The following is a 24740-nucleotide window of genomic DNA, read 5'->3' as shown; positions in this document are numbered from 1 at the left end:
GGAATCTTAGGGGTTTCAGGTAATTGTCCGGTAAGCCGGAACTTTTACTCTTTTGTGGCCCTCCAAAGGGAACGGAACGACACGAAAACCCCTCCGAGGAGAAGGGCGTTGCGCACCGTCATCACGGCGACGCCCGTCCATGTCCCGGCCATCACGTCCTCGTACAGCACCGGGTACGCGAGCGCGCTCACCGCCGCCGCCGCGAGGACCAGCAGCGCGACCGTGCGCTGGGTGGTCCGGCGCGAGGTGAGGCAGACCGCGGAGAGGCCGAGCAGCCAGATCAGGTACTGCGGGCTGATCACCCGGCTGGTGACGGTGAACATCAGCACGGCGCACAGCGCGGCGTCGTACGGCGTCGCCGCCGAGTACTGCCGGGCCCGCACCCGCCACCACAGCAGCAGCCCGAAGGCCGCGGCCGTCAGCGCGAGCGAGGCGCCCGCGACGATCCCCACGTGCGGCCCGACGAACTCCATCGCCCCGTACTGGTAGCGGACCTGGCCCGGCCATCCGGCGAGCCGCGCGAACGCGAGCAGCGTCCCGCCGAGCGACTCGATCTGCACCCCGCGCCCGCCCTGCCCGCCCAGGAACGAGAACGGCGAGCGGAAGGCCACCGCCAGCACCAGCAGCAGCGCGGCCCCGGCGGCGAGGGCCGCGCCCCACGCCTCCCGTGTCGTACGGCCCCGCGGCGCGCCCAGCAGGGTCAGCGCGGGCCACACCTTCACCAGGGCGCCGACCGCGGCGAGGGCCCCGGAGAGGCGGGGCGCCTCGTGGACGGCGAGCAGCGCGAGGACGGCGAGCGCGGTGACCTGGACGTCGTAGCGGGCGAGCGGGATGTGCAGGAGCAGAGGGAGGCCCGCCGTCCAGAGCCAGCCGCCGCGCGGGTCGCGGTCGCCGCGCACCAGCACGTACGTGACGAGCGCGTCCGCGGCGAGGGTGAGCGCCACGAACGCCTGGAAGTACGTCAGGCCCGGCAGCAGACCGGGCGCGAGGAGCACCGGTCCCGCTCCCGGCGGGTACTGCCACATCGGGTCGCCGGCCGGGAACGAGCCGTGGGCGAGCGTCGCGGCCCACCGCGCGTACAGCCCGTGGACCTCGCGGGCGACGCCGCCGACCCCGAGCGGGTGCGCGTCGTCCCGGACGAGCAGCAGGAGCATCGCGGCGCGGGTGAGCAGCCAGGTGACGGGGAGGGCGACGCGGGCGGTCCGGCTCGGGCGGACCCAGGTGGCATGGACCGGGGCGAGGGCGGTCGGGCGGTTCTGCGTGTCGACTGTCACGATTCGGGAGCGTATGTCCCGTATCGGCGTCTGTCTCGCATCTGCGTCGCGCCCCGGGTCCTGGAGGGGGCTAGTCGAGCGCCGAGCGGTCCAGTGCCTCGGTCAGCCGGTTCAGGCGCTCCCGCAGGTCCTCGATCTCCTCCAGCTCGAAGCCCGTCGCCTGCGCGATCCTGACCGGGACCTCCACCGCGCGCTCCCGCAGCGCGGCGCCCGCCTCCGTGAGCGTCACGTTCACCGAGCGCTCGTCCCGCGCGCTGCGCTCGCGACGCACGAGGCCGTTCGCCTCCAGGCGCTTGAGCAGTGGCGAGAGCGTGCCCGAGTCGAGGCGCAGCCGCTCGCCGAGGCGCTTGACCGGGAGCTCGCCGTCCTCCCAGAGGGCCAGCATGACCAGGTACTGGGGATAGGTGAGACCGAGGTCCTTGAGGAGGGTGCGGTAGACGCCGCCGAACGCGCGCGACGCCGCGTTCAGTGAGAAGCAGATCTGCCGGTCGAGCAGCAGATAGTCCTCGTGGTTCCCGGTGGTGGTCATGGGTCCAGGGTAGCCGACCCCACGCGATTGAGTTGTGCACAATTGAATTGCGTGCTCTACTGGGTCCTGTTGTTGTTCCTGCGCGCAGCAGGTCATGAACGCCCCAGGTCATTCGAGAGGCAGGGTCTTCCCATGGACGCCATCTACACCGCCGTCGCCACCGCCACCCACGGACGCGACGGACGCGCCGTCTCCTCCGACGGTGTGATCGACCTCCAGCTCGGCATCCCCACGGCGATGGGCGGCAACGGCCAGGGCTCCAACCCGGAGCAGCTCTTCGCCGCCGGTTACGCGGCCTGTTTCGGCAGCGCGCTCGGGCTGGTCGGCCGCTCCGCCAAGGTCGACGTCGCCGACGCGGCCGTCACCGCCGAGGTCTCCATCGGCAAGCAGGGCGAGGGCTTCGGCCTCGCGGTCGTGCTCCGCGTCGAGCTGCCCGACTCGGTCGACGCCGAGACCGGCCGCAAGCTCGTCGAGCAGGCCCACCAGGTGTGCCCGTACTCGAACGCGACCCGCGGCAACATCGACGTCGAGCTCGTCGTCGAGTAAGGCTCAACGCAGCCTGGGCGAGCCCCCGTTGACCCGCGCGAGCACCTCGCCGGTCCGGGGGCTCCACGCCACCACCACCGCCTCCGCGGGCAGCCTCTGGTTCTTGTCGAGCAGCAGCCAGTGCACGCCGTAGCGCCGGGCGATCGCCCTCCGCTCCGAGCGGGTCGAGCCGGGGGAGAGGTACGCGCGCACGGAGGCCAGGCGCCGCTGCCGCTCCCGCTCGTCCAGGGACGGGTCCGGCCAGGGCGGCGCGAGCAGGTTCGGGCCGAACCCGGGCAGCGAACGGGCCGCCCGGGAGTCGTTCGTCAGCACCACGTCACCGGGCGGCACGTGCTGCGCCGCCCAGGTGTACGTCGGCCACATCAACGGCTGGGGCAGACCCCACGGCACGACCGCGCCGCCCTGCACCGTGAGGAAGCCGAGCGCCGCGCCCGCCGCGGTGATCGCGCCCAGGGCGCGCCGGGGCCACGTCCAGGGGCGGGGCGCCGCCAGCGCGATCGCCAGGGAGAACTGGAGCGGGACCAGGGCCAGGCCCATGATCCGGCCGTACGTGTAATGGCCGGTCGCCCAGCCGTAGGCGACCACCAGGACGTCGAGCGCGAACATCAGGGCGAGCGGGTCCAGACGGTCGCGGCGGAACCGTCGCCACAGCACCGGCAGGCCGATGAGGGCCAGCCAGAACCGGCCCGGCAGGTCGGTGTAGAGCTGCTGGTGGATCGCGTCCACGCGGGTGTCTCCGACCAGGGACAGGACGTCGTAGTAGGGCCAGACCAGGGTGACCGCCGTCGCGGCCAGTCCCGCCGCTGTCCATCTGGCGAGTGCTCCGGGTGCGGCTGAGTGGGGGTTGGTCGCGCACTTCCCCGCGCCCCTGGCCAGTCCGATCCCCGCCACTCCGATCACCGCCGCCACCGATGAGATCGGGTGGATCAGCAGGATGACGCCCACCAGGGCCCCCAGCCCCGCGTACCCCCACCACGAACCGCCCGGCCGCAGCCGGCCCGTCCACGCCCACGCCCAGAACGCCAGGCCGATCGCGCACGTCGACGGGTAGCCGAGATTGCCCGTCATCGACATCAGGCCGAGGTAACCGCTCCACCAGGCCGTCCGCGTGCCCCACAGCAGGGTCATCGCGAGCAGGGCCAGCACCGGCGCCCACTGGCGGGACGTCAGGCCGCGCACGAAGCGGTTCAGGCCGGTCAGCAGCACCAGCAGGTTCAGCGGGCCCGCCAGCTTCACGACCTCCCAGCCCGCCAGGCCCGTCAGCCGGGCGAAGGCGCCCTCCGCGACCGCGTACGGGGAGTAGTAGGGGCTGCCCGCGCCCGGCAGGTCCGCCATGGGGTGGCGGGGGTGGAGCAGGGACGCCCTGAGCCGTTCGACGACCGCCGCGTGCTGGCCGAAGTCGCAGCACATCGGCACCCGCCAGTACGCCAGCGTCATCACCAGCCAGAACAGGCCGCCGACGACGAAGAACGGCGTGGGGCGCCAGAAGCGGCCGCCCCGCAGGGCGGTCGCGCCGCGCACCACCCGCCGGGTGAGGACCGGGACGGTCATCGCATCAGCCGTTCCGCCACCCGCTCCGCCGCGCGCCCGTCGTCCAGGTCGCAGAACGCCGAGCGGAACGCCTCGTACGCGGCCGCGTGCCGGTCCGTGAGCGTGTCCAACTCCCGCAGCGCGGACACGACGTCGTCGGTGGAGGACAGCAGCGGGCCCGGCGCGTGGTCCTCGAAGTCGAGGTAGAAGCCGCGCACCGTGTCCCGGTAGTGGTCGAGGTCGTAGGTGTGGAAGAGCATCGGGCGGCCGGTGTGCGCGAAGTCGAACATCAGCGACGAGTAGTCCGTCACCAGCACGTCGGCGAGCAGCAGCAGCTCGGCCGCGCTGGGATGGTCCGTGACGTCCCGGACGAACGGGGCACGCGCTCCGGTGAGGCGGCCCGTCGCCTGCGGGTGCTTGCGGACCAGCAGCACGTGATCCGCGGCGAGTTCGCGTTCGGCCGCCGCGAAGTCGAAGGCCGGCTCGTGGCGGAAGCGGCCCGGGGAGTGCGCGAGGTGGTCGCGGTACGTCGGCGCGTAGAGCACGATCCGCTTGTCCGCGTCGATGCCGAGGTCGCGGCGCAGCCGCCCGGCCCGCTCCGCGCGGTCGGCGGGCGCGCCGAACAGGATGTCGTTGCGCGGCGAGCCGGCCTGCAGGACCTCCCCGTCGTAGGCGAGGGCGCGCGACAGGTGCGGGGCCGACCAGCGGGACGGCACGGCCAGGACGTCCCACTGGCGAGCCAGCTTCGGCAGCAGCGCCAGATGGTCGTGGTCGGCGTACAGGGTGTCGGTGAGGTCGGCACCGATCCGCTTGAGCGGGGTGCCGTCCCAGGTCTGCACGACCGTCTGGCCCGCCCGGCGCTCGAAGAAGTCGGGCAGCTGATGGGCGGTGACGATCCGGCGGCAGCGCGCCAGGGCCGCGTACCAGTCGGCCGAGAACTCCTCGACACCGCGCGCCGACTCCGGCACCCGGGTGCGGCCGTCACGCGTCACCCACAGGTGCTCGACGTCCGCGCCGCGCCGCACCAGCTCCGCGTGGACCGCGCGCGGCGAGTCCCCGTCGACGTACAGGACCGCGTCGCGCAGCGGGAGCTGCCGCTGGGCCGGATAGTGCACGGTGCGCAGCCGGTGGCGGCGGTAAGGGCCGCGGTCGGCGGGGGAGAGAGAGGGGCCCGCCTCCACGAGCAGCCGGTCGCCGAAGCGCCGGTCCAGCGTGAACTCCCTCTCAGAGGAGGGGCGGTGGCGCGGCAGCTCGGTGCCGACCGACGTCAGGACCCGTACCGGGACCCCGTCGCCGAGCCGGTCCTCGGCCTCCCGCAGGAACGCGTACCAGCGCCCCTCCCACAGCTCCGAGGGCGCGACGACCGCCCGGAAGCGGTCCTTGTCGTGCTCGGCGGGCGTGCCGACCTCCTCGTTGGTCGAGCTGTGCCGCAGCACGAACTCCGGCCGCTGCCACGAGGCTTCGCAGGCCGTGCCCTCCACGACGAACGAGCCGTCGCCGGCCCAGCTCACCAGGTCGGCGACCGGCTGCCGGGTCAGCTCGACCACGAGCTGGCCCTGGTCGTTGGCGGACGCGCACAGCTCGCGCCCCCCGGCCGCGTACCGGCCCGGCGGCAGATCGAGCGCCGCCGCCACCGAACGCGACTTCCCGTCGGGCAGGACGAAGTTCACCTGCCAGCGGTCGCCGTGCGCGGGCTCGACCTCCTTGGGCGCGCGGTGCGGCGGCTGCTCCACCGCCGCCAGGTCGGCGAGCGGCACCCGCACCAGGAACCGGCCGCCCGCGCACGTCACCGGGTACGCGCACTCGGTGCCCGAGTGCTTGTGGGTCAGGCGCAGGGTGCGCGGCTCGACGCCGCCGCGCAGACGGCCCGCCAGCACCATGGCGCCGTCCTCGGCGCGGTGGTCGTCGGCGAGCGCCGCGTACTCCACCACCTTCAGCACGAGCCGCCCCTTGGCGTAGCCGAGGACCAGCCGCGCCCCGTCGCCGAGGTCGCGCACCAGGTGCTGCTGCGCCGAACCGTCGAGCGCGCGCAGCGCCGCCCGGCGCAGCTGCCCGTGCCCGGCGACCACGACGCCCAGGTTCCAGGTGCCGGGCCGCCACCGCCCCTTCACCTTCAGCTTCTCCGGGTCGATCGTCATGGTGAACCCGGAGTGGTCGTAACTGTGCAGCTCCTGACCGGAGTCGGCGGTGGCCAGCGGGTCCGGGACGGTGCGGGTCGGCACCCGCCGCAGCTGCGTACGGCTGCCCGCCGCCTTGAGCAGACCCGTCCTCACCGAGTGGCCGGGCCGGTCGGCCGCCAGGTTCTTCACGTACGCGTAGCCGCTGACGCGCAGCTTCCCGTCGGTGCCCCACACCGTCTCGCGGACCCGCGCCACCACCGGCATCTCGCGCTTGCCGACCTTCACGAGCCGCTCGGGCAGCCGGGTCAGGCCCGGGTAGGCGGCGCTGCGCCGCAGCGATCCGCGGACCTGGAAGGCGGTGCCGTTGCGGCGCTCGAAGGAGAGCAGGCGCACCAGGTCGTCCAGACGGCGCTCGCGCACGAGATGCCACTTCACCCGCAGGTCGAGGGGGAGGCCGTCGGCGACCGCCGGGTCCGCGCGGCGCAGGAACGCCGCCGTGTCGTCGCAGAACGCCTGCCGGTACTCGGGCCCGCCCATCGGCAGCCCGTCGAGGAAGTACACGAAGTCGTCCCGCAGGCAGGACGTGTCGTACGTCCTCTTCAGTTCGGGCCGGTCGGGGAAGCGCTCGGCGAGGAAGCGGCTGACGTGGTCGCAGGCCGCGATCCGGTCGCGGACGCCCTTCACGTCGGTGCGCCGCCGGGTGATGGAGCCCTCGCGCACCCGCCAGTAGTAGACGTGGTCGTCGAGCACGTCGACGGACTCGGCGAGGAAGTGCGCCGGGATCATGACGGGCGTGTCCTCGTACAACTTCCCCTCGGGGAAGGTGAATGCGTGCCTGTCCCAGAACGCGCGGCGGAACACCTTGTTCCAGGCGACCCGGTCGGACAGGAGCTGCCGGTCGCGGGTGATGTGGGTCCGCTCGCGCCGCCGCGTCAGCCACTTGTACTGCCAGGCCTGCTGCCGGCCGCGCTCGTTCAGCCGCCACACGTTGCCGGTCGCGAAGTCGGAGCCGGTGCGCTGCAGGCTGGCGATCATCCGCTCGTACGCGTCCTGCGGCACGACGTCGTCGCTGTCGACGAACGTGAGGTACACGGCGGCCGGGTCGGCGTGCCGCACGCCGGTGTTGCGGGCGGCGCTCAGCCCGGCGTTGTCCTGCCGGACGTAGCGGAAGCGGGGGTCGCGGGCCGCGAAGGCGCGGGCGATCCGCGGGCTGTCGTCGGTGGACCCGTCGTCCACGAGGACCACCTCGAGGTCGGTCAGGGTCTGAGCGGCGATCGACTCCAGGCACTCGGCCAGGTAGTCCTCGATGTTGTAGACGGGGACGACGACACTGAGGCGCGTGATATGAGGCTTTTGCGGCATTCATTCGATGTGCCCGATCGCGTCAATGATTTTGCCTCGGGTAATCCGTGTGGGTGAGCGAGCCCGGCCCGGCGCGCGGGGGGCTGAGGTACCGTCAGGTGTTATGTCCCGATTCTCCGTTGTTGTCCCCGCCTACCGCGTCCAGGGCTACCTCCGTGAGTGCCTGGACTCCGTGCTCGGTCAGAGCCACACCGACTGGCAGCTGATCGTCGTCGACGACGCCTCCCCGGACGCTTCCGGCGCGATCGCCGCGGAGTACGCGCAGCGCGATCCACGGGTGCGCGTCGTCACCCGGCCCGCCCGCGAGGGCGTCGGCGCCGCCCGCACCGCCGGGGTGGACGCGGCCACCGGCGACTACCTTCTCTTCCTCGACGCCGACGACGCCCTGCTGCCCGGCGCCCTCGCCGCGATCGACACGGCGCTCACCGCGGCGGACGACCCCGACGTCCTGCTCTACGACCACGACCGCACCGACTGGTGGGACAAGGTCTGGGGCAGCGGCGACGACCTCGACGGCGCCGACCCGCTGGCCCTCACCCCTGCCGCCTGGAACCGCGCCGTCCGCCGCGACTTCTGGACCGGGCGCGGCCTCGCCTTCACCCCCGAGGGCCCCTACGAGGACGTGGTCCCGGCCCACCGCGCCGTCCTGGAGGCGGGCACCCTCGCGACGCTGCCCCGCCCCTGCGTGCGCTGGCGCAAGCGCCGGGCGGGCGGCCTCGCCGGGACGCCGGGCCGGCAGCACTTCGCGGTCGTGGAGCGCTACGGGGAACTGCTCGCCGCCACCGCCGACACGGCCCGCCTCTTCCCGGTCGCCGTCCGCCGCGTCCTCGCCGTCCTCGACGACGGCTCGCGCACCACCGCCGGGGACCGACCCGAACTCTTCCGCCTCGCCGCCGAGCTGCACCGCGCGCACCGCCCCGCCGGACACACCCCGCAGGGCCCGCGCGAACAGGCGCTCGCCGCCGGGTCCTGGTCCGCGTACCAGAAGCAGGAGAAGGCCAAGGACCGCAAGAAGAGCGTGAGTTCGGCGCTCAAGCGGCACAAGAAGAAGCTCCGCTCGCGCGTCATGAAGGCCGCCTACCGCACCGACCTGCGCACCGCACGGCTCGACCCCGACCTCGCGGTCTACGGCGCCTACTGGAACCGCGGCGTCAGCTGCAACCCGGCCGCCGTCCACGCCGCGGCCCGCCGGCTCGCCCCGCACGTCAAGGGCATCTTCGTCGTCTCCTCCCGGCACAAGGACCGCGTCCCCGCCGGCGTCCCGTACGTCATCGAGGGCTCCCGCCGCTACTGGCAGACCATGGCCACGGCGACGTACCTGATCAACAACTCGTCGTTCCCCGGCGGCTTCACCAAGCGCCCCGGCCAGGTCTACCTCCAGACCCACCACGGCACCCCGCTCAAGAAGATGGGCCTCGACCAGCGCCGCTACCCGGCCGGCACGCACGGCATCAGCTTCGCCAAGGTCCTCGCCCACACCGACCAGTGGGACTACAGCCTCTCCGCCAACCCGCACTCCACCCAGGTCTGGGAGCGCGTCTACCCCTCGGCCGCGTACGCCCCGCTGGAGCTCGGCTATCCGCGGAACGACGTCTACTTCACCACCGGCGACGACGAGATCCTCCGCACCCGCCGGGAGCTGGGCATCGCCGACGGACAGCGGGCGATCCTCTACGCCCCGACCCACCGCGACTACCAGAAGGGCTTCCTGCCCCGCCTCGACCTGGCCCGGTTCGCCGACGCGCTCGGCGACGACCACGTCGTCCTGGTCCGCGCCCACTACTTCTACGGCGCGCAGGCCGGACTCGCCGACACCCACCCCCGGATCCTCGACGTCACCGGCCACCCCCGCGTCGAGGACCTGTGCCTGGCGGCGGACGCCCTGGTCACCGACTACTCGTCCCTGATGTTCGACTACGCCTGCCTGGACCGCCCGATCGTCAGCTACGCCCCCGACTGGCAGGCCTACCGGCTGGCCCGCGGCACCTACTTCGACCTGCTGTCCGGCCTGCCCGGCGACACCCCCGGCGCGGTCGCCACGACCGAGGACGACCTCATCGGCCTCTTCCGGGACGGCGGCTGGGACACCCCCGCCACGACCCGGCTGCGCTCGGCGTTCCGCGACCGCTTCTGCGCCTACGACGACGGGGGCGCGGCCGACCGGGTCGTACGGAAGCTGTTTCTGAACGGGTGACGTTCGCGCGGCACCGGCCGCGCGAGAAACCGCCCCGGCCGTCCCGTCGGCCACGCTCGTCGCATGCCGCTGATCCCGCAGCCGGGGCCGGTCCGCGCCCGGGCCCTGGCCGTCGGTCTCCCCGGCGCCACCGCGCTCGCCCTGGCGCTGTGGCACCTGGACCGGGGCACGATGTGGCGCGACGAGGCCGCCACCGTCATGATCGCCTCCCGCACCCTGCCCCAGCTGTGGCACGTGCTCGGCACGATCGACGCCGTGCACGGCCTCTACTACCTGCTGATGCACTTCCTGCTGCCGCTGCGCCCCGGCGAGTCCATGCTCCGGCTGCCCTCCGTGCTCGGCGCGAGCGCCACGGCCTGCCTGGTCGCCGCGCTCGGCACCCGGCTGGCCCGGCCGCGGGTCGGCCTGTGGGCGGGGCTGCTGTACGCGATCGCCCCGCTCGCCCAGTACTACGCGCAGGAGGGCCGCTCCTACGCCCTGGTCGCGGCCGGTGCCGCCGCCGCGACGCTGCTGCTCGTGCGCTGCGTCGCACGGCCGTCGCCGCGGGCCTGGACCGGCTACGCGGCGGCCGTCACCGTCACCGCCTGGCTGCACGAGTTCGCGGTCCTGCTGCTCGCCGCGCACGCCGTGACGCTCGCCGTGACCCGGGTGCCGGGGCGGACCCGGCGCGGCTGGGCCGTCTCGGCCGGCTGCGCCGCGCTGCTCCTGCTGCCGCTCGCCGCCGTGACCCGGGGGCAGAGCGGGCAGGTGGCGTGGATCGCCCGGCCCGGCTGGGCCGATGCCGAGACCCTGCTGCGCACGGCGACCGGCCGCTCCGGGCCGCTGTACGCGGTGACGCTCGCGCTGATCGCCGTGGCGCTGTGCCGCCCGCCGGCCCGCCGGGCGCCCGGCGCGTGCGGCCTCGTGGCGACGGCCCTGCCCCTCGCCCTGGTCCCCCCGCTGATCCTGCTCACGGCCTCCCAGTGGCACCCGCTGTACGCCGCCCGGTACACCCTCTTCGCCTTCGCCGGGGTGCCGCTGCTGGTGGCGGCGGGCGCGGAGACGCTGCTGGCCCGGGTGCCGCGGCTGCTCCCGGCGGCAGGACCTGCGGCCCCGGCGCTGGCGGGCGCGGGCCTGGTCGCCGTCGCCTTCCTCGCCCAGCTCCCGCTCCAGCAGCACCAGCGCTCGGCGGACGCCCGGCGCGACGACCTCGGCGCGGTGGCCCGGATGCTCGCGGCCGAACTGCACCCCGGTGACGCCCTGTTGTACCTGCCGAAGACCGGCCGCAGGTACGCCGAGGCGTACCCGGCGTCGGTCGCGGGCGTCCGCGACGTGGCCCTGCACACCTCCGGCGCCGCCGCCGGAACGCTCTACGGCACCGACGTCGGCCCCCGCGAACTGGCCGCCCGGCTGGCCTGCCTGCCCCGCGTCCACGTCCTGTTCGACGCGGAGACCGCCCGACCGGGCCGGCGCACCCGCTCGGCCGCGGAGCGCGCCGAACTCGCCCTTTTGCGGCGGGACTTCGTGCCGCTGTCCGAGATGCGGCGGCGCAGCGGGGTGCTGGTGCTGTACGCGCGGACGGGCGGCCGCGCGCCGGGCTGCGCGCGCTGAGCCGATGGAGTGACCTGTCGGCGTACGGCACAACTCGCCCCGATGAACCCCGGTTGAACCCTTCCGCCGGAGCCGCCACGAGAAGGGCCACACGACAGCATGCAGACGTACGACGGCGCGCCGCCGATCCCGGCGGCCAAGCCGGTCATCGGTGACGCGGAGATCGAGGCGGCGGTGCGCGTGCTGCGCAGCGGCCGTGTCGTGCAGGGCCCCGAAGTGGCCTCCTTCGAAGCCGAGTTCGGGCAGCAGGTGCTGGACGGGGTGCACTGCGTCGCCGTCAACTCCGGCACTTCCGCACTCCAGTTGAGCCTGATGGCCCTCGGTGTCGGCCCGTCCGACGAGGTGATCGTCCCGTCCTTCTCCTTCGCCGCCACCGCCAACGCGGTGCGCCTGGTGGGCGCCGAACCCGTCTTCGCGGACATCGACCCGGCGACGTACTGCATGGACCCGGCCGCGGTGGCCGCCGCGATCGGCCCGCGCACGGCGGCCGTGATGCCGGTCCACCTGTACGGCCACCCGGCGGCCCTCGACGACCTGCTGCCCCTCACCCGGCGGCACGGCCTCGCGCTCCTGGAGGACGCGTGCCAGGCGCACGGCGCGGCCCTGCACGGCCGCCCGGTCGGCGCCCGGGGCGCGGCGGGCTGCTTCAGCTTCTACCCGACGAAGAACATGCACGCCCTCGAAGGCGGCATGGTCGCCACGACCGACCCCGAACTCGCCCGCACCCTGCGCCTGCTGCGCAACCAGGGCATGGAACAGCGCTACGCCAACGAGATCGTCGGCGCCAACATGCGCATGACGGACGTCAACGCCGCGATCGGCCGCGTCCAGCTGAGCCGCCTCGCCGACCGGACCGAGCGGCGCCGCGCCCACGCCAAGCGCCTCGACGCGCTCATCACCGCCGACGCGGTGACCACGCCGTACGTCGCCGACGGCGCACGGCACGTCTACCACCAGTACACGGTGCGCGTCCCGGGCGGCCGACGGGACGCGGTGCAGCGGGAGCTGACCGCCCGCGGCGTCGGCAACGCGGTCTACTACCCCACCCCCATCCACCGGCTCACCCCCTACAGCACCGGCGACCACCTCCCCGAGACGGACCGCGCGGCCGCCGAGGTGCTGTCGCTGCCCGTGCACCCGGACCTCACGGACGCCGAGATCGAGCGGATCGCGGACACCGTCAACTCCGTTGCGGGAGAACTCCGATGACCTCGAAAGCCGCTCGGCTGCGCGCCGGACTGATCGGCCTCGGCGCGATGGGCCGCAACCACGCCCGGGTGCTCGGCCTCCTCGACGGCGTCGACTTCGCGGGCGCGGCGGACCCGGCGGGCGGGACGCTGCCCGACGCCGTCCCGGTGGTGCGGACGCTGGAGGAACTCCTCGCCCTGCGTCTCGACTACGCGGTCGTGGCCTGCCCCACCGGACTGCACGAAGAGGTCGGCATGACGCTCGCGGCGCACGGCGTGTGCGCCCTGGTCGAGAAGCCGCTCGCCCACTCGGTGGTGGCGGCCCGCCGCCTCGTCGACGCCTTCGAGACGGCGGGCCTCGTCGCCGGGGTCGGCCACATCGAGCGCTTCAACCCGGCCCTGCAGAGCCTGCGCGCCCGTCTGGAGGCCGGTGAGCTCGGCGAGGTCTTCCAGGTGGTCACCCGCCGCCAGGGCCCCTTCCCGCACCGCATCGCGGACGTCGGCGTGGTCAAGGACCTGGCGACGCACGACATCGACCTCACGGGCTGGGTGACCGGCCAGGAGTACGCGTCGGTGTCGGCCCGCACGCTCTCCAAGTCCGGCCGCGCGCACGAGGACATGGTCACGGTGACGGGCGACCTGGCCGACGGCACCCTCGTCAGCCATCTCGTGAACTGGCTCAGCCCCCTCAAGGAACGCTTCACCGCGGTGACCGGCGAGCGCGGCTGCTTCGTCGCCGACACCCTCACCGCCGACCTGACCTTCCACGCGAACGGCGCCGTCGCGACGGAGTGGGAGGCGATCGCCGCCTTCCGCGGGGTCAGCGAGGGCGACATGATCCGCTACGCGACCCCCAAACGGGAACCGCTCCTCGTGGAGCACGAACGGTTCCGCGACGCCGTGGCCGGCAAGGACGCCCCCGGCATCGTCTCCCTGCGGGAAGGCCTGCGGACGGTGGAGGTGGCGGCGGCCGTGCTGGAGTCGGCGCGGGAGCGGGTGTCGGTGCGCCTCCCGCAGGCACGGCGGGCGGCGTCCGGGGCGCGGCACTGAGGCGCGGGGCGGGCGCCGGCGGGCGCCCGCCCCGGCCGGCGGTCAGAGCCGCTGTTCCAGCAGTTCCACGGCCCGTCGTGCCGCCCGCCCGTCACCGAACGGCGTCCCGCGACCGGCCGTGGGCGCCGGGCGCGTGACGGTGTCGGCCCACCGGGCGGCGCCGAGCCCGCCCGGCTCCGGCACCAGGACGTTCCAGCCCCCGGCGAGCGTCTCCGGCCACTCCGTCTCCGTACGCAGCGTCGTGCACGGCCGCTCCAGCAGGAACGCCTCCTTCTGCAGGCCCCCCGAGTCGGTGACGACACCGGCCGCGCCGATGACGGCGGCGACGAGCCCCGCGTAGGGCAGCGGGCTGCCCACCCGGACGGCGCCCCGCTCCAGCTTCACGCCGTGCTCCTCGGCCCGGGCGACCAGCCGCGGATGCGCCGGCAGAGCCACCGGGAGCGGCAGATCGGCCAGCGCGTCCGCGAGGGCCGAGAGACGGGCCGGATCGTCGGTGTTCTCGGCGCGGTGCACCGTCGCGAGCAGATACGGCTCAACCGGGCTGATCCCGTCGGGCAGTTCGGGTGCCGCGTGCCCGCCCGCACGGACCGCGTCCCGGACGCGCAGGCACACGTCCACCATCACGTCCCCGGCGAGGGCCGAGCGGGCCGCGAGCCCTTCGGCCGCCAGGTGCCGCATGGCCTCCTCGGTGGGCGCCAGCAGCAGATCGGCGGCGTGATCGGTCAGGACGCGGTTGTGCTCCTCGGGCATCCGGCGGTTGAAGGAACGCAGGCCCGCCTCCAGATGGGCGACCCGGAGATGCTGCTTCACGGCCGAAAGCGCCGCCGCCACCGTCGAGTTGGTGTCGCCGTAGACCAGCACCCAGTCCGGCCGATGAGCCTCCAGAACCGGGTCGAGGGCGGTCAGCGCGGCACCCGTCTGCGCCCCGTGACTGCCGGAGCCGATGCCGAGATGCACGTCGGGAGCGGGGATGCCGAGCCCGGTGAAGAACACGTCGGACAGCTCGGCGTCGTAGTGCTGGCCGGTGTGCACGATGACGTGCTCGTGGCCCGAAGCGGTCAACTCGGCCGCCACCGGAGCGAGTTTGACGAACTGAGGGCGGGCGCCGACGACGCTGAGGACCTTCACCGATGACTCCTGCGGGGGCGTTGGGGGATGCCAGTGGCTCGCGAACCGGCCTTACGGGGAGGTCAACGAATACTCGGGCCGTCCCGCAGAGGGCCGTACGGGTGACGCGCGAGCGCCTCCCGTAGCGCCCTTCCGGCGAAGTTCGTTGCCCCGGCGGGCGATCCGAACGCGGTCGCCGCCGAAAGGACAGAGGAGCCGGTGATGGTGGGGCAGGAGTCGGCAGAGCGGCAGCAGAGCAGAGGCCGCGTCGTCATGCTGGTGGACAACGCGGTCGACGGCGACTCCCGCGTCCAGAAGGCCGCCCGGTCCATGGCGGAAGCGGGCTGGACCGTCACGCTCATCGGACTGTCGCGGGACACGCGGCACCGCTCCTGGCGGATCGGCGAAGCCCAGGTGAAGTTGCTGCCGTACCGACGCGAACTGCGGCGCAACAAGCAGCACTTGAAGCGCTCCCGACTGCGCTACCCGCTCTCCTGCCCGCCCGGGAGCACGGCGCAGCGGCGCCTCCAGCTGGCCCAGGCGCGCCGCGCGGATCTGCGGGCGCGCGGCGTGGCGGAGAAGCGCCGCTTCCCGGTCCGCCGGCTCGTCGCCAGGATCGGTCTGCGCTGGGCCGGCCTGCGGCTGCGGCAGACCGAGGACGCCTGGGCCGCCGCAGGGAACATGGACCGGCCCTACGCCCGGATGGTCACCGCCTTCTGGAAGACGGTGCGGGGACGGCGCTGCTGGCGGCGGCTCGAACCGCTGCTGTGGTCCTACGAGCTGGCCCTCGGCCACACCATCGACAAGCTCGCCCCCGACCTGATCCACGCGAACGACTTCCGCATGCTCGGCGTCGCCGCCCGCGCCAAGCTCCGGGCCCGCGCGGCAGGAAGGGACGTCAAGCTCGTCTGGGACGCGCACGAGTACCTGCCGGGACTCGTCGCCCCCAACGCCCGCTGGATGACGGCCCAATGCGCCCACGAGCGGGAGTACGCGCCGCACGCCGACGCGGTCGTGACCGTCTCCGACGGGCTCGGCGATCTGCTGGTCGCGGAGCACGGCCTGGCCGAGCGCCCGTCCATCGTGATGAACGCCCCGGTCCGCGCCCTGACCGACGACCAGCGCGACACCCCCGTCGACGACCTCAGGGAACTGTGCGGCATCGGCCCGGACACCCCGCTGCTCGTGTACTGCGGGGGCGTCGCGGAGCAGCGCGGGGTGAACATCATGGTGGAGGCGCTGCCGCAGCTGCCCGGCGTGCACATCGCCCTGGTGTCGCTGCACAAGGGCAAGCGGAACGCGGACCATCTGCTCGACAGGGCGCGAGAGCTGGGCGTGATCGACCGGGTCCACGCGCTGCCCTACGTGCCGCACTGGCAGGTGCCGGAGTTCCTGGCCACCGCGGACGCCGCCGTGAGCCCGCTGCTCCATCTCCCGAACCACGAGATCGCGCTGAGCAACAAGTTCTTCGAGTACTCCCAGGCCCGGCTCCCCCTGGTGGTCAGCGACATCCGCACGATGGCGGCCAAGGTGCGCTCCACCGGCCAGGGCGAGGTGTACGAGGCCGCGCACCTCGACGACTACCTGAGGGCCGTACGCGCGGTGCTCGCCGACCCCGGGACCTACCGGGCCGCGTACGACGTGCCGGGCCGGTTGGACGAATGGACCTGGGAGGCGCAGGCCGAGGTGCTCGACGACGTGTACGCGCGGCTGCTGCCGGACGTACCGAGGTTCCCCCAGCCCGCCCGTGAGCCGTCGGCGCTCGCGTCCGTCGCTCCGATGGAGGTCAAGTAGTCATGCGGATCTGTGTAGTCGGGCTCGGCAAGATCGGACTCCCGCTCGCCGTCCAGTTCGCCGCCAAGGGCCACGAGGTCATCGGCGCGGACGTCGACGAGGGCGTCGTCGCCCTCGTGAACGACGGCGTCGAACCCTTCCCCGGCGAGCACGACCTCGACGCGCGCCTCAAGGCGGCCGTCGCCGAGGGGCGGCTGACCGCGACCGCCGACACGGCCGCGGCCGTCGCGACCGCCGACGCCGTCGTCCTCGTCGTCCCGCTGTACGTCGACGCCGACGGCACCCCGGACTTCGGCTGGATGGACGCGGCGACCCGCGACGTGGCCCGCGGGCTGACCCCCGGCACGCTCGTGGCGTACGAGACGACGCTGCCGGTCGGCACGACGCGGGAGCGCTGGGCGCCGATGCTGGAGGAAGGGTCCGGGCTGCGCGCCGGACACGACTTCAGTCTCGTCTTCAGCCCCGAACGCGTCCTGACCGGGCGGGTGTTCAGCGATCTGCGGCGCTACCCGAAGCTCGTCGGCGGCCTCGACACGGCCTCCGCGCGCGCGGGCGTCGCGTTCTACGAGAGCGTCCTCGACTTCGACCCCCGCGACGACCTTCCGCGGCCCAACGGGGTGTGGGACCTCGGCTCGGCCGAGGCGGCGGAGCTGGCCAAGCTCGCCGAGACGACGTACCGGGACGTGAACATCGGGCTCGCCAACCAGTTCGCGCGGTTCGCGGACGGCGCCGGGATCGACATCCTCAAGGTCATCGAGGCCTGCAACTCACAGCCCTACAGCCACATCCACCGGCCCGGGATCGCGGTCGGCGGCCACTGCATCCCCGTCTACCCGCGCATGTACCTGTGGAACGACCCCGACGCGACGGTGGTGCGCGCGGCCCGCGAGGCCAACGCGGCCATGCCCGGGTACGCGGTCACGCGGCTCGCGGAGGCGTACGGGGATCTGGCCGGGGCCGAGGTGCTGGTGCTCGGTGCCGCGTACCGGGGCGGGGTCAAGGAGACGGCGTTCTCCGGGGTGTTCGGGGTGGTGGGCGCGCTGCGGTCGGCCGGGGCCGTGCCGTACGTCTCCGACCCGCTGTACGGGGACGAGGAGCTGGCCGAGCTCGGGCTCACCCCGTACGCCGGGCAGGCCGTGACCGCCGCCGTCGTGCAGGCCGACCACGCGGAGTACCGGGATCTGGGGGCCGCCGATCTGCCCGGGGTCGGGGTTCTGGTGGACGGCCGCCGGGTGACGGATCCGGCTCGCTGGGAGGGTGTCCGCAGGGTGGTGCTCGGCGCGCCCGCGTAGGGCTCGCCGCCGGGTGGGGCTTCTCGCGCAGTTCCGTCGCGCCATGGCGGGGAGGCGCGGCGAAGCCGCAGCCTTCAGGGGCGCGGGGAACTGCGCGAGAAGCCCCACCGACCGTCAGCCGCCCGACCTCCACGACCCGGCAGACGAGAGGGCGGACCCGACGACCCCGCCGTCACTCCTCGACGAGCCCGTCGCCGGACTCCCGGTAGCGCGCTTCCGTACGGTCACAGACCCACACCCCGTCCCCAGCGGAGCGCAACCTGTCACCGGCCCGCCCCACCCACCCGATCCGCCGCGCCGGCACCCCCGCCACGAGCGCGAAGTCGGGGACGTCGCGGGTCACCACGGCCCCGGCCGCGACCATCGCCCAGCGCCCCACCCGCACCGGCGCCACGCACACCGAACGCGCCCCGAGCGACGCCCCCTCCTCGACCGTGACGCCGACCGGCTCCCAGTCCGCCGCCCGCTTCAGGTTCCCCTCGGGGTCCACGGAACGCGGGTTGTGGTCGTTGGTGAGGACCACCGCCGGGCCGACGAAGACGCCGTCGCCGAGCGTCGCGGGCTCGTAGACGAGGGCGTAGTTCTGGATCTTGACGTGGGCGCCGATCGCGACGTCCGTCCCGATGTACGCGCCCCGGCCCACCACACAGCCCGCGCCGAGCGTCGCGCCCTCCCGGATCTGCGCCAACTCCCATACGGAGGTGCCCGATCCGAGTGTCGCCGTGTCGTGCACCTGGGCGCCCTGTGCGATACGGACAGGGGCGGGGGAAGCGCTCGTAACCGTCGTAGTCGTCATGAACTATGCAACGAGCGGCGCCGTCAGTCGTTTGCATGGCATGCAGAAGACCGCCGTCGGTGAGCCGGACGTCAGCGTCATCGTCGCTGTGTACAACACGATGCCGTATCTGACCGAGTGCCTGGCCTCGCTCGTCGGGCAGACCATCGGGACGGACCGGATCGAGATCGTCGCCGTGGACGACGGGTCGACGGACGGCAGCGACAAGGAACTGCAGACGTTCGCCGAGCGGTACCCCGGTGTCCTCACCGTCGTGCACCAGGAGAACTCGGGCGGCCCCGCCGCGCCCAGCAACCGGGCCCTCGACCTGGCGCGCGGGCGCTACGTGTTCTTCCTGGGCGCCGACGACCACCTGGGCAGCGAGGCGCTGGAGCGGATGGTGGAGGCCGCCGACCGGCTCGGTTCCGACATCGTGCTCGGCCGGATGGTCGGGGTGAACGGGCGCTGGGTGTCGCGCGCCGTCTTCACCGAGAGCCGCGACGAGGCGACGCTGTTCGACTCCGCGCTGCCGTGGGCGCTGTCCAACACGAAGCTCTTCCGGCGCTCCCTCGTCGAGGAGCACGGGCTGCGCTTCCCGGAGGACCTGCCGGTCCTCAGCGATCAGCCGTTCACCCTGGAGGCCTGCTTCCGGGCCGGGCGGATCACCGTACTCGCCGACTACGACTACTACTTCGCCGTGCGCCGGGACGACGCCACCAACGCCACCGTCTCGTACCGCGCCCTCGACCGGCTGCGCGGCACCCGGCGGCTCATGGACCTCACCCGGCGGATGACCGAGCCGGGGCAGGGGCGCGACTGGATCCACCGGCGCCACTTCACCTGGGAAGTGGCGCGGCTGATCGGTCCGGAGTTCCTGGAGCTCAGCCCCGAGGACCAGCGGACGGTCTGTGACGGTGTGGGGGACCTGCACCGTGAGTGCGGCAGCGAGTTCGCCCTGCGCAAGCTGACGTCCGAGCAGCGGCTGCTGCTGCGGCTCGCGGAGAGAGGCGAACTCGGGCTGATGCGTGCGGTGTTGGAGTGCGCGGCGGCCGGCGGTCCGCGCATCGTCGTCGACGGGAAACGCGCCTATGCCGGACACCCCTGTTTCCGCGATGCCGGACTCGGCCTGCCCGACGCCTGGTTCGACATCACCAAGGAACTGAAGAACCCCTGGGCCGAGCAGACCTTCGCGCCGGCCGAGGCGTCCTGGTCCGGGGAGGAACTGGTGATCCGGATGCGCGGCTCGCTGCCTGAGCTGGCCCGGACGGCGGGCACGGACGTGGTCCGCGCGCGGGCGGAGTCGCTGCGGCCGGGGGACCGGCAGGCGGCACAGTGCTCGGTGGGCCTGACCGCCGTGGAGACGGACGGCGCCGGCGGTACGGACATCGAACTGCGCTACGACGGGCGGCAGTTGTTCCCGCGGAAGGGTGCCGTGTGGAGCACCTGCACCCTCGGCCTGAAGGCGACGGCCCTCGGTGTCACCCACGTCGTGCCGCTGGCCGCCGTGGTCCCCGCGCGCCGTCACCGGCACCGGATGCGCTCCTACCGGATCAGCGTCGAGCCCGCGGACGAGCACCCCGATGTGTTGACGCTGCGCGTAACCCGCGTTCCCGTCGGCCAGTTGGTGAGGCGCTGCCTCGGCATGCTGCGCCGACGCACCTGAGCCGAGAGGAACCGGCCCCATGCATCCCTCCGCCTACGCCCACATGAAGCTCTGCGTCGAGGAGTACCTCCCCGCCGAGGGCCGGCACCGCCTCGTCGACCTGGGCTCGCGCATCTCCGACAAGCAGACCCGCACCCACCGCTCGCTGCTCGCCGGCCACGACATCGACTACGTGGGCGTCGACGTGCTCGACGGCCGCAACGTCGACCGCGTGATGACCAGGCCGTACCGGATCCCGGTGAAGTCCAAGAGCGCCGACTTCGTCATCTCGGGGCAGGCCTTCGAGCACATCCCGTTCTTCTGGGCGACGATGCTGGAGATCGCCCGGGTGCTCAGGCCCGGCGGCACCGCCTTCGTCACCGCGCCCTCGCGCGGCCACGTCCACGACGCGCAGGACTGCTGGCGCTACTACCCGGACGGCATGCGGGCGCTCGCCGCGTACACCGGCCTCGAACTGGTCGAGGTGCACACGGACTTCCCGCCCTTCAAGGGCATCCGCCACGACTACCCGGCCATCGACGCCAAGCACGCGTACTGGGGCGACACGGTCGGCGTCTTCCGCCGGCCGCGGAAGTACCCGGCCCTGCGCATGCGGCTGGTGCGCGGGGTGACCCGCTGGTGGGCGAACCGGGTCGGCGGCGTCGACGGGATCCCGGTCCCGGCGCCGGTCGAGGGCCGCGCACGCTGCGCGCGGCCACAAACCGTGCCGTCACAGGCCAACTGAGCCGGTTCACACGGGTGGGCTAGTACAAGTGACCGAGCGGGCCCGCAGGGGTTGGGCAGTGGATGAAGATCCTGAACCGTCCCGCCCCGTCCCGCCCCGCCGTCCCCGGCGCCCGCCGCTCCGGCGCTCCGCCCGACACCCCGTCCCGGTCCTGGGCCGTGCCCGTCGCCGTGCTCGCCGGCACCGCCCTCGTCGCCGTCCGCGCCGCGGGGCTCGGGCAGTGGATCGTCGACGACGCCGCCGTCACCTTCGCCTATGTGCGCAGCATCGGGGAGGGGCTCGGCCCGGTGCAGCAGGCGGGATCCCCGCCCGTCGAGGGGTACTCGAACCCGGCCTGGCTGGCGCTGCTGCTCGTCGGGCGGGTGCTCGGCCTCTTCGACCGCGGCGCGTGGTTCGGGGTGAGCGATCTCGCGCTGTTCCCGAAGGCCCTCGCCCTCGGCTGTGTCGCCGGGACGCTGGCGTGCGTCGGGGGAGCGGCGCGGGTGGCGCTGCCCGCGCGCGCGTGGCTCGTCGTCCTCGGTACGGGCGCGCTGCTCGCCGCCGACCAGGCGTACGTCGTGTGGTGCTTCTCCGGTCTGGAGAACTCCCTGTACGGGCTGCTCGCCGCGGCCCTCGCCCTGCTGCTCGTCCGCGGCGGCGCCACGCCCCGGGCCGCGTGCGCCGCCGCCGCTCTCGCGCTGCTCGCCGCCCTGACCCGCCCCGACGGCGCCGTGCTTGCCGCCGCGTACCCGCTGACCGTGCTGCTGCTGCGCCGCCCGGGCGCGCTGCGGGCGGCCCTGTGCCACTGCGCGGTGTTCGGCGCGGGGTACGGCCTCTTCCTGCTGTGGCGGCACGCGGAGTTCGGGCGCTGGGTGCCCAACACGGCCGTCGCCAAGTCGCAGGAGCCGCCGGACACCGCAGAGCTGGCGAAGGTGGGGGAGCTCATCGGGTACGCCGGCTGGGCCTTCGTCCTCGTCTGCGTGGCGTGCGCCGGGCTCGCCCTCGGGCGGCCGGGTCCCGTGCGGCGGGTGCTCGGCGTGCTGTGCGTGCCGCTCACCCTCACCCTCCTCGCGTACGGGGCGCTCGCGCGGGACTGGATGCCGCTGTACCGGTTCGCCACCCCGGTGTGGGTGCTCGGCTCGGCCGTCGCCGCGCTCGCCGTCACCGCCGCGTGGAGCGCGGCCCGGCCGCGCGCCCGGGCCCTGCTCGGCTGCGCCCTCGGCGGCGCGCTCACCCTCTCCCTGGCCGGGCAGGGCGCGCACGACGAGCGGTTCACCGCCGAGCCGACGCTCTCCATGTGCTGGGTCGCCGACCGCTACGGCCGCACCTTCGACACGTACGCCGACCGGCTCGCCCTGCGCCCCGGCGCCACCGCCGCGCTGCCCGACCTCGGCGGCACGCTGCTCACCAGCCGGCTGCGGATCGTCGACGTCGCCGGGCTCACCGACCGCAGGATCGCCGACGCGTACGCGGCCCACGACAAGGCGGCCCTCACGCGGTACGTGCTGGACGAGGTCCGCCCCGAGCTGATCCACTCCCACGGCGCCTGGCCGGGGCGGTCCGGTCTGACCGCCGCCCGGCTCGCCGCCGCCGGATACGTGCCGCTGTACCGGGAGGACAACGGCGGCGACTACGTGCTCGCCTCCGCCGTCCCCGGCGGGGCCCGCCGCATCGCCGCCGTACGGGAGTGGGCGCGGCCCCGGGTCGACCGGATGCGCCACGAGAAGCACGCGGAGGGCGGCCGCCTCGGCGACTGCGGGGCGCGCCTGGTGCCGGGCCGGGCCGTGGCGATCGGCCACTATGCGCCCGCACGGGGCGAGGTACCGCCCCCCGGCAGGCGCGTCCCGCCCCCCGGCGCCGCTGAACCCATCCCGTTGGCCCCCGTGCGCAGCGCCCCCGTCGTGCTCGCCGCCGCGGAGGTGACCCGATGACCACCGCCCTGGTCCCGCACCAGCCCCCGCTGCGGCAGCGGGCCCGCGTCCCCCGTACGGACCGGCTCGACTCGCTGACCGGCCTCCGCTTCCTCGCCGCGTTCGCCGTGTTCACCCACCACTTCACGGGCGCGAGCCCGACCGGCGGCGTCGCCCACGCGCCCGCCCTGTTCCCGTACTCGACGATGGGCGTCAACGGCGTCGGGTTCTTCTTCGTCCTGTCCGGGTTCCTGCTGGCCTGGGGACACCGCGCCGGGACCCCCGCCCGCGACTTCTACCTGCGGCGCGCGGGCCGCATCCTGCCCCTGCACCTGGCCGCGACGGTGCCCTGCATCTGGGTGTTCCACGTGTGGGGCGGCGTGCCCTGGGACCTGCCCAGCTTCCTCGCCTCACTGGTGCTCGTGCAGACCTGGTTCCCCGGCGTCGTGCCGATGTTCCCGGGCAACGGGGTGTCGTGGACGCTGAGCGTCGAGGCGTTCTTCTACCTCCTGTTCCCGTTCGTCATCCGGGGCGCCTACCGGCTGCGCACCCGGGCCCTGCTGGCCGTCGCGGCGGCCGGGCTCGTCGCCATGTGGGGCGTCAACTGGTGGGCCGCCACGCACCTTTCGCCCTTCCACTGCGAATGGCTGATGCGGCACCCGGTGACCCGGCTGCCCGAGTTCGCGCTGGGCGTCGCCCTCGCGCTGGCGGTGGGACGCGGGCTGCGCCTGCCGCTGCGGCCGGGCGTCCTGACCGCCGCCTTCGCCGCGTACACCGTGGTGTACGTGCATCGCGAGGACTGGTTCGGTCCGGCCGTCTCCGGCCAACTCGACTGGACCGTGCGGCCGTTGGTCGCCCTGTTCTCCGCGCTGGTGATCGTCGCGTATGTGCGGCGCGAGCGGGACGGTGAGCGCGGCTGGCTCTGCACGCCGCTCATGGTGCGGCTCGGCGCCTGGTCGTACGCCTTCTACCTGCTGCACCAGACCGTGAACCGGCTGATCCTCGACCGCTGGGGACAGGCCGCGCCCGGCGACCAGAACGTGTTCGCCCTGATCGGCGTCGCGACCGTCGTCGTCGCCCTGTCCTGGGCCGCGTACGCCTATGTCGAGGAACCGGCCCGCCGCTGGTGGGCACACCGTCAACGCACTTAAAGTAATCAGGAGTTGACTGAGTGTGACATGAAGGGTGAAATGCGCGTAGTGTCCCGCCCCATGGCATGGAAGAAAGCTGTCAACGGCGCCCTGCGGACGCTCACCGGATACCAGCTGACCCGACCGCAGGTGCCCGCCCCGCGCGCCGCGGCCCCGCAGCCCCCGAAGCCCGCGCCGCCCGCGCCCGCACCCGCCAGGCCCAAGGGGCTCAAGCTGCCCGTCGACTACGACGACGAGGCCAAGGAGACGATCCGCGCGGTCAAGCCGTGGACCATGACGTCCCCGGAGCGGCTCAACGCGTTCATCCTCGCCACCCGGTACGTCGTCCGGCACGGCATCCCCGGCGACGTCGTCGAGTGCGGCGTGTGGCGCGGCGGCTCGATGCAGGCCTGTGCGAAGACGCTGCTCGGCTGTGGCGTCACCGACCGCGACCTGTACCTCTTCGACACCTTCGAGGGCATGACCCCGCCCACCGAGGAGGACCTGCGGCGCGACGGCACGCCCGCCGCCGACATCCTCGCGCGCAACGACAAGGACAAGGCGATCTGGGCGTACGCCACCCTCGACGACGTCAAGTCCGGCTTCGGGAACGTGCCGTACCCGGCCGAGCGCGTCCACTACGTGCCGGGCAAGGTCGAGGACACGGTGCCCGGCGAGGCCCCCGACAAGATCGCGATCCTGCGGCTCGACACCGACTGGTACGCCTCCACCAAGCACGAACTCGACCACCTCTACGACCGGTTGGTGCCCGGCGGCGTCTTGCTCATCGACGACTACGGCTACTGGCAGGGCTCCCGCCAGGCCGTCGACGAGTTCCTGGAGCGCACCGGCGAGCGGCTGCTGCTGCTCCGCATGGACGAGGGGCGCATCGCGGTCAAGCCGTGAACTGCTGCTCACCTGCGCGTATTTGGCGACCGGCCCCCGCGTCGAAGGATGCGGGGGCCGAGGCGTGATCACTCGTAT

General features: G+C 73.7%; 18 protein-coding genes. 12 read left to right on the top strand and 6 right to left on the bottom strand.

All coding sequences use genetic code 11. The features are described 5' to 3' along the window. Positions 1-44: 44 nt before the first annotated feature. Positions 45-1274 carry a glycosyltransferase 87 family protein gene (locus tag ACVHNB_RS36315; protein ID WP_428954316.1) on the bottom strand — a complete coding sequence of 410 codons (1230 nt, stop codon included), beginning with the start codon at positions 1272-1274 and terminating at the stop codon, positions 45-47. Between the two features lie 70 nt (positions 1275-1344). Next, a complete protein-coding gene (locus ACVHNB_RS36310) occupies positions 1345-1803 on the bottom strand; it encodes a MarR family winged helix-turn-helix transcriptional regulator (RefSeq protein WP_428954317.1) in 459 nt (152 codons plus the stop codon). A 132-nt stretch (positions 1804-1935) separates the two neighbouring features. Here ACVHNB_RS36310 and ACVHNB_RS36305 point away from each other — a divergent pair, with 132 nt between their 5' ends. Then, positions 1936-2349: an organic hydroperoxide resistance protein gene (locus ACVHNB_RS36305; RefSeq protein ID WP_428954318.1), complete on the top strand. Its 414-nt coding sequence runs from the start codon at positions 1936-1938 to the stop codon at positions 2347-2349. Between the two features lie 3 nt (positions 2350-2352). On the opposite strand, the gene ACVHNB_RS36300 is transcribed toward ACVHNB_RS36305, so the two are convergent. Together ACVHNB_RS36300 and ACVHNB_RS36295 are read right to left on the bottom strand one after the other, a co-directional pair. After that, positions 2353-3900, bottom strand: coding sequence for a hypothetical protein (locus tag ACVHNB_RS36300; protein ID WP_456226805.1), 1548 nt, complete (start codon positions 3898-3900; stop codon positions 2353-2355). Further along, a complete protein-coding gene (locus ACVHNB_RS36295; protein WP_456226804.1) occupies positions 3897-7361 on the bottom strand; it encodes a bifunctional glycosyltransferase/CDP-glycerol:glycerophosphate glycerophosphotransferase in 3465 nt (1154 codons plus the stop codon). The genes ACVHNB_RS36300 and ACVHNB_RS36295 overlap by 4 nt, the downstream gene beginning before the upstream one ends. 103 nt (positions 7362-7464) lie before the next feature. On the opposite strand from ACVHNB_RS36295, the gene ACVHNB_RS36290 reads away from it, so the two are divergent. The 4 genes from ACVHNB_RS36290 to ACVHNB_RS36275 all read left to right on the top strand — a co-directional run bounded on the left by ACVHNB_RS36290 (position 7465) and on the right by ACVHNB_RS36275 (position 13382). Next, positions 7465-9555, top strand: a complete 2091-nt coding sequence (locus ACVHNB_RS36290) for a bifunctional glycosyltransferase/CDP-glycerol:glycerophosphate glycerophosphotransferase (RefSeq protein ID WP_456226803.1) — start codon at positions 7465-7467, stop codon at positions 9553-9555. A gap of 63 nt (positions 9556-9618) precedes the next feature. Then, complete coding sequence (locus ACVHNB_RS36285; protein ID WP_428954322.1) at positions 9619-11145, top strand: glycosyltransferase family 39 protein; 1527 nt, start codon at positions 9619-9621, stop codon at positions 11143-11145. 99 nt (positions 11146-11244) lie between these two features. Continuing rightward, positions 11245-12354 (top strand): DegT/DnrJ/EryC1/StrS family aminotransferase, encoded by a 1110-nt coding sequence (locus ACVHNB_RS36280; protein ID WP_456226802.1) that lies wholly within the window; start codon positions 11245-11247, stop codon positions 12352-12354. Beyond that, complete coding sequence (locus ACVHNB_RS36275) at positions 12351-13382, top strand: Gfo/Idh/MocA family oxidoreductase (protein ID WP_428954324.1); 1032 nt, start codon at positions 12351-12353, stop codon at positions 13380-13382. Before ACVHNB_RS36280 ends, ACVHNB_RS36275 begins: the two co-directional genes overlap by 4 nt. A 42-nt stretch (positions 13383-13424) precedes the next feature. On the opposite strand, the gene wecB is transcribed toward ACVHNB_RS36275, so the two are convergent. Beyond that, entirely contained in the window at positions 13425-14510 is a 1086-nt protein-coding gene (wecB, locus tag ACVHNB_RS36270; protein WP_456226801.1) for a non-hydrolyzing UDP-N-acetylglucosamine 2-epimerase, read from the bottom strand. A 201-nt stretch (positions 14511-14711) separates the two neighbouring features. Between wecB and ACVHNB_RS36265 the strand changes: the two genes are divergently transcribed. Together ACVHNB_RS36265 and ACVHNB_RS36260 are read left to right on the top strand one after the other, a co-directional pair. Continuing rightward, entirely contained in the window at positions 14712-16283 is a 1572-nt protein-coding gene (locus ACVHNB_RS36265; RefSeq protein WP_428954326.1) for a glycosyltransferase family 4 protein, read from the top strand. Positions 16284-16285: 2 nt separating this feature from the next. Further along, positions 16286-17575 (top strand): nucleotide sugar dehydrogenase, encoded by a 1290-nt coding sequence (locus ACVHNB_RS36260; RefSeq protein ID WP_428954327.1) that lies wholly within the window; start codon positions 16286-16288, stop codon positions 17573-17575. A gap of 172 nt (positions 17576-17747) precedes the next feature. Here ACVHNB_RS36260 and ACVHNB_RS36255 read toward each other — a convergent pair whose 3' ends face one another. Next, positions 17748-18371, bottom strand: coding sequence for an acyltransferase (locus ACVHNB_RS36255; RefSeq protein ID WP_428954328.1), 624 nt, complete (start codon positions 18369-18371; stop codon positions 17748-17750). Between the two features lie 40 nt (positions 18372-18411). Here ACVHNB_RS36255 and ACVHNB_RS36250 point away from each other — a divergent pair, with 40 nt between their 5' ends. The 5 genes from ACVHNB_RS36250 (at position 18412) to ACVHNB_RS36230 (ending at position 24662) form a co-directional block, all read left to right on the top strand. Next, positions 18412-20013 (top strand): glycosyltransferase family 2 protein, encoded by a 1602-nt coding sequence (locus ACVHNB_RS36250; RefSeq protein WP_428954329.1) that lies wholly within the window; start codon positions 18412-18414, stop codon positions 20011-20013. Positions 20014-20032: 19 nt separating this feature from the next. Continuing rightward, positions 20033-20737, top strand: a complete 705-nt coding sequence (locus tag ACVHNB_RS36245) for a methyltransferase domain-containing protein (protein WP_428954330.1) — start codon at positions 20033-20035, stop codon at positions 20735-20737. A gap of 62 nt (positions 20738-20799) precedes the next feature. Continuing rightward, complete coding sequence (locus tag ACVHNB_RS36240) at positions 20800-22647, top strand: hypothetical protein (RefSeq protein ID WP_456226800.1); 1848 nt, start codon at positions 20800-20802, stop codon at positions 22645-22647. After that, positions 22644-23777, top strand: coding sequence for an acyltransferase family protein (locus ACVHNB_RS36235; RefSeq protein ID WP_456226799.1), 1134 nt, complete (start codon positions 22644-22646; stop codon positions 23775-23777). The genes ACVHNB_RS36240 and ACVHNB_RS36235 overlap by 4 nt, the downstream gene beginning before the upstream one ends. Before the next feature lie 60 nt (positions 23778-23837). Further along, positions 23838-24662 carry a TylF/MycF/NovP-related O-methyltransferase gene (locus ACVHNB_RS36230; protein ID WP_428954333.1) on the top strand — a complete coding sequence of 275 codons (825 nt, stop codon included), beginning with the start codon at positions 23838-23840 and terminating at the stop codon, positions 24660-24662. The last annotated feature ends 78 nt before the right edge of the window (positions 24663-24740 follow it).

The sequence above is a fragment of the Streptomyces sp. YJ-C3 genome (assembly GCF_053891275.1).
Note: the sequence above shows the minus strand (reverse complement) of the source record. Positions and strands in the feature narration are given on the sequence as shown.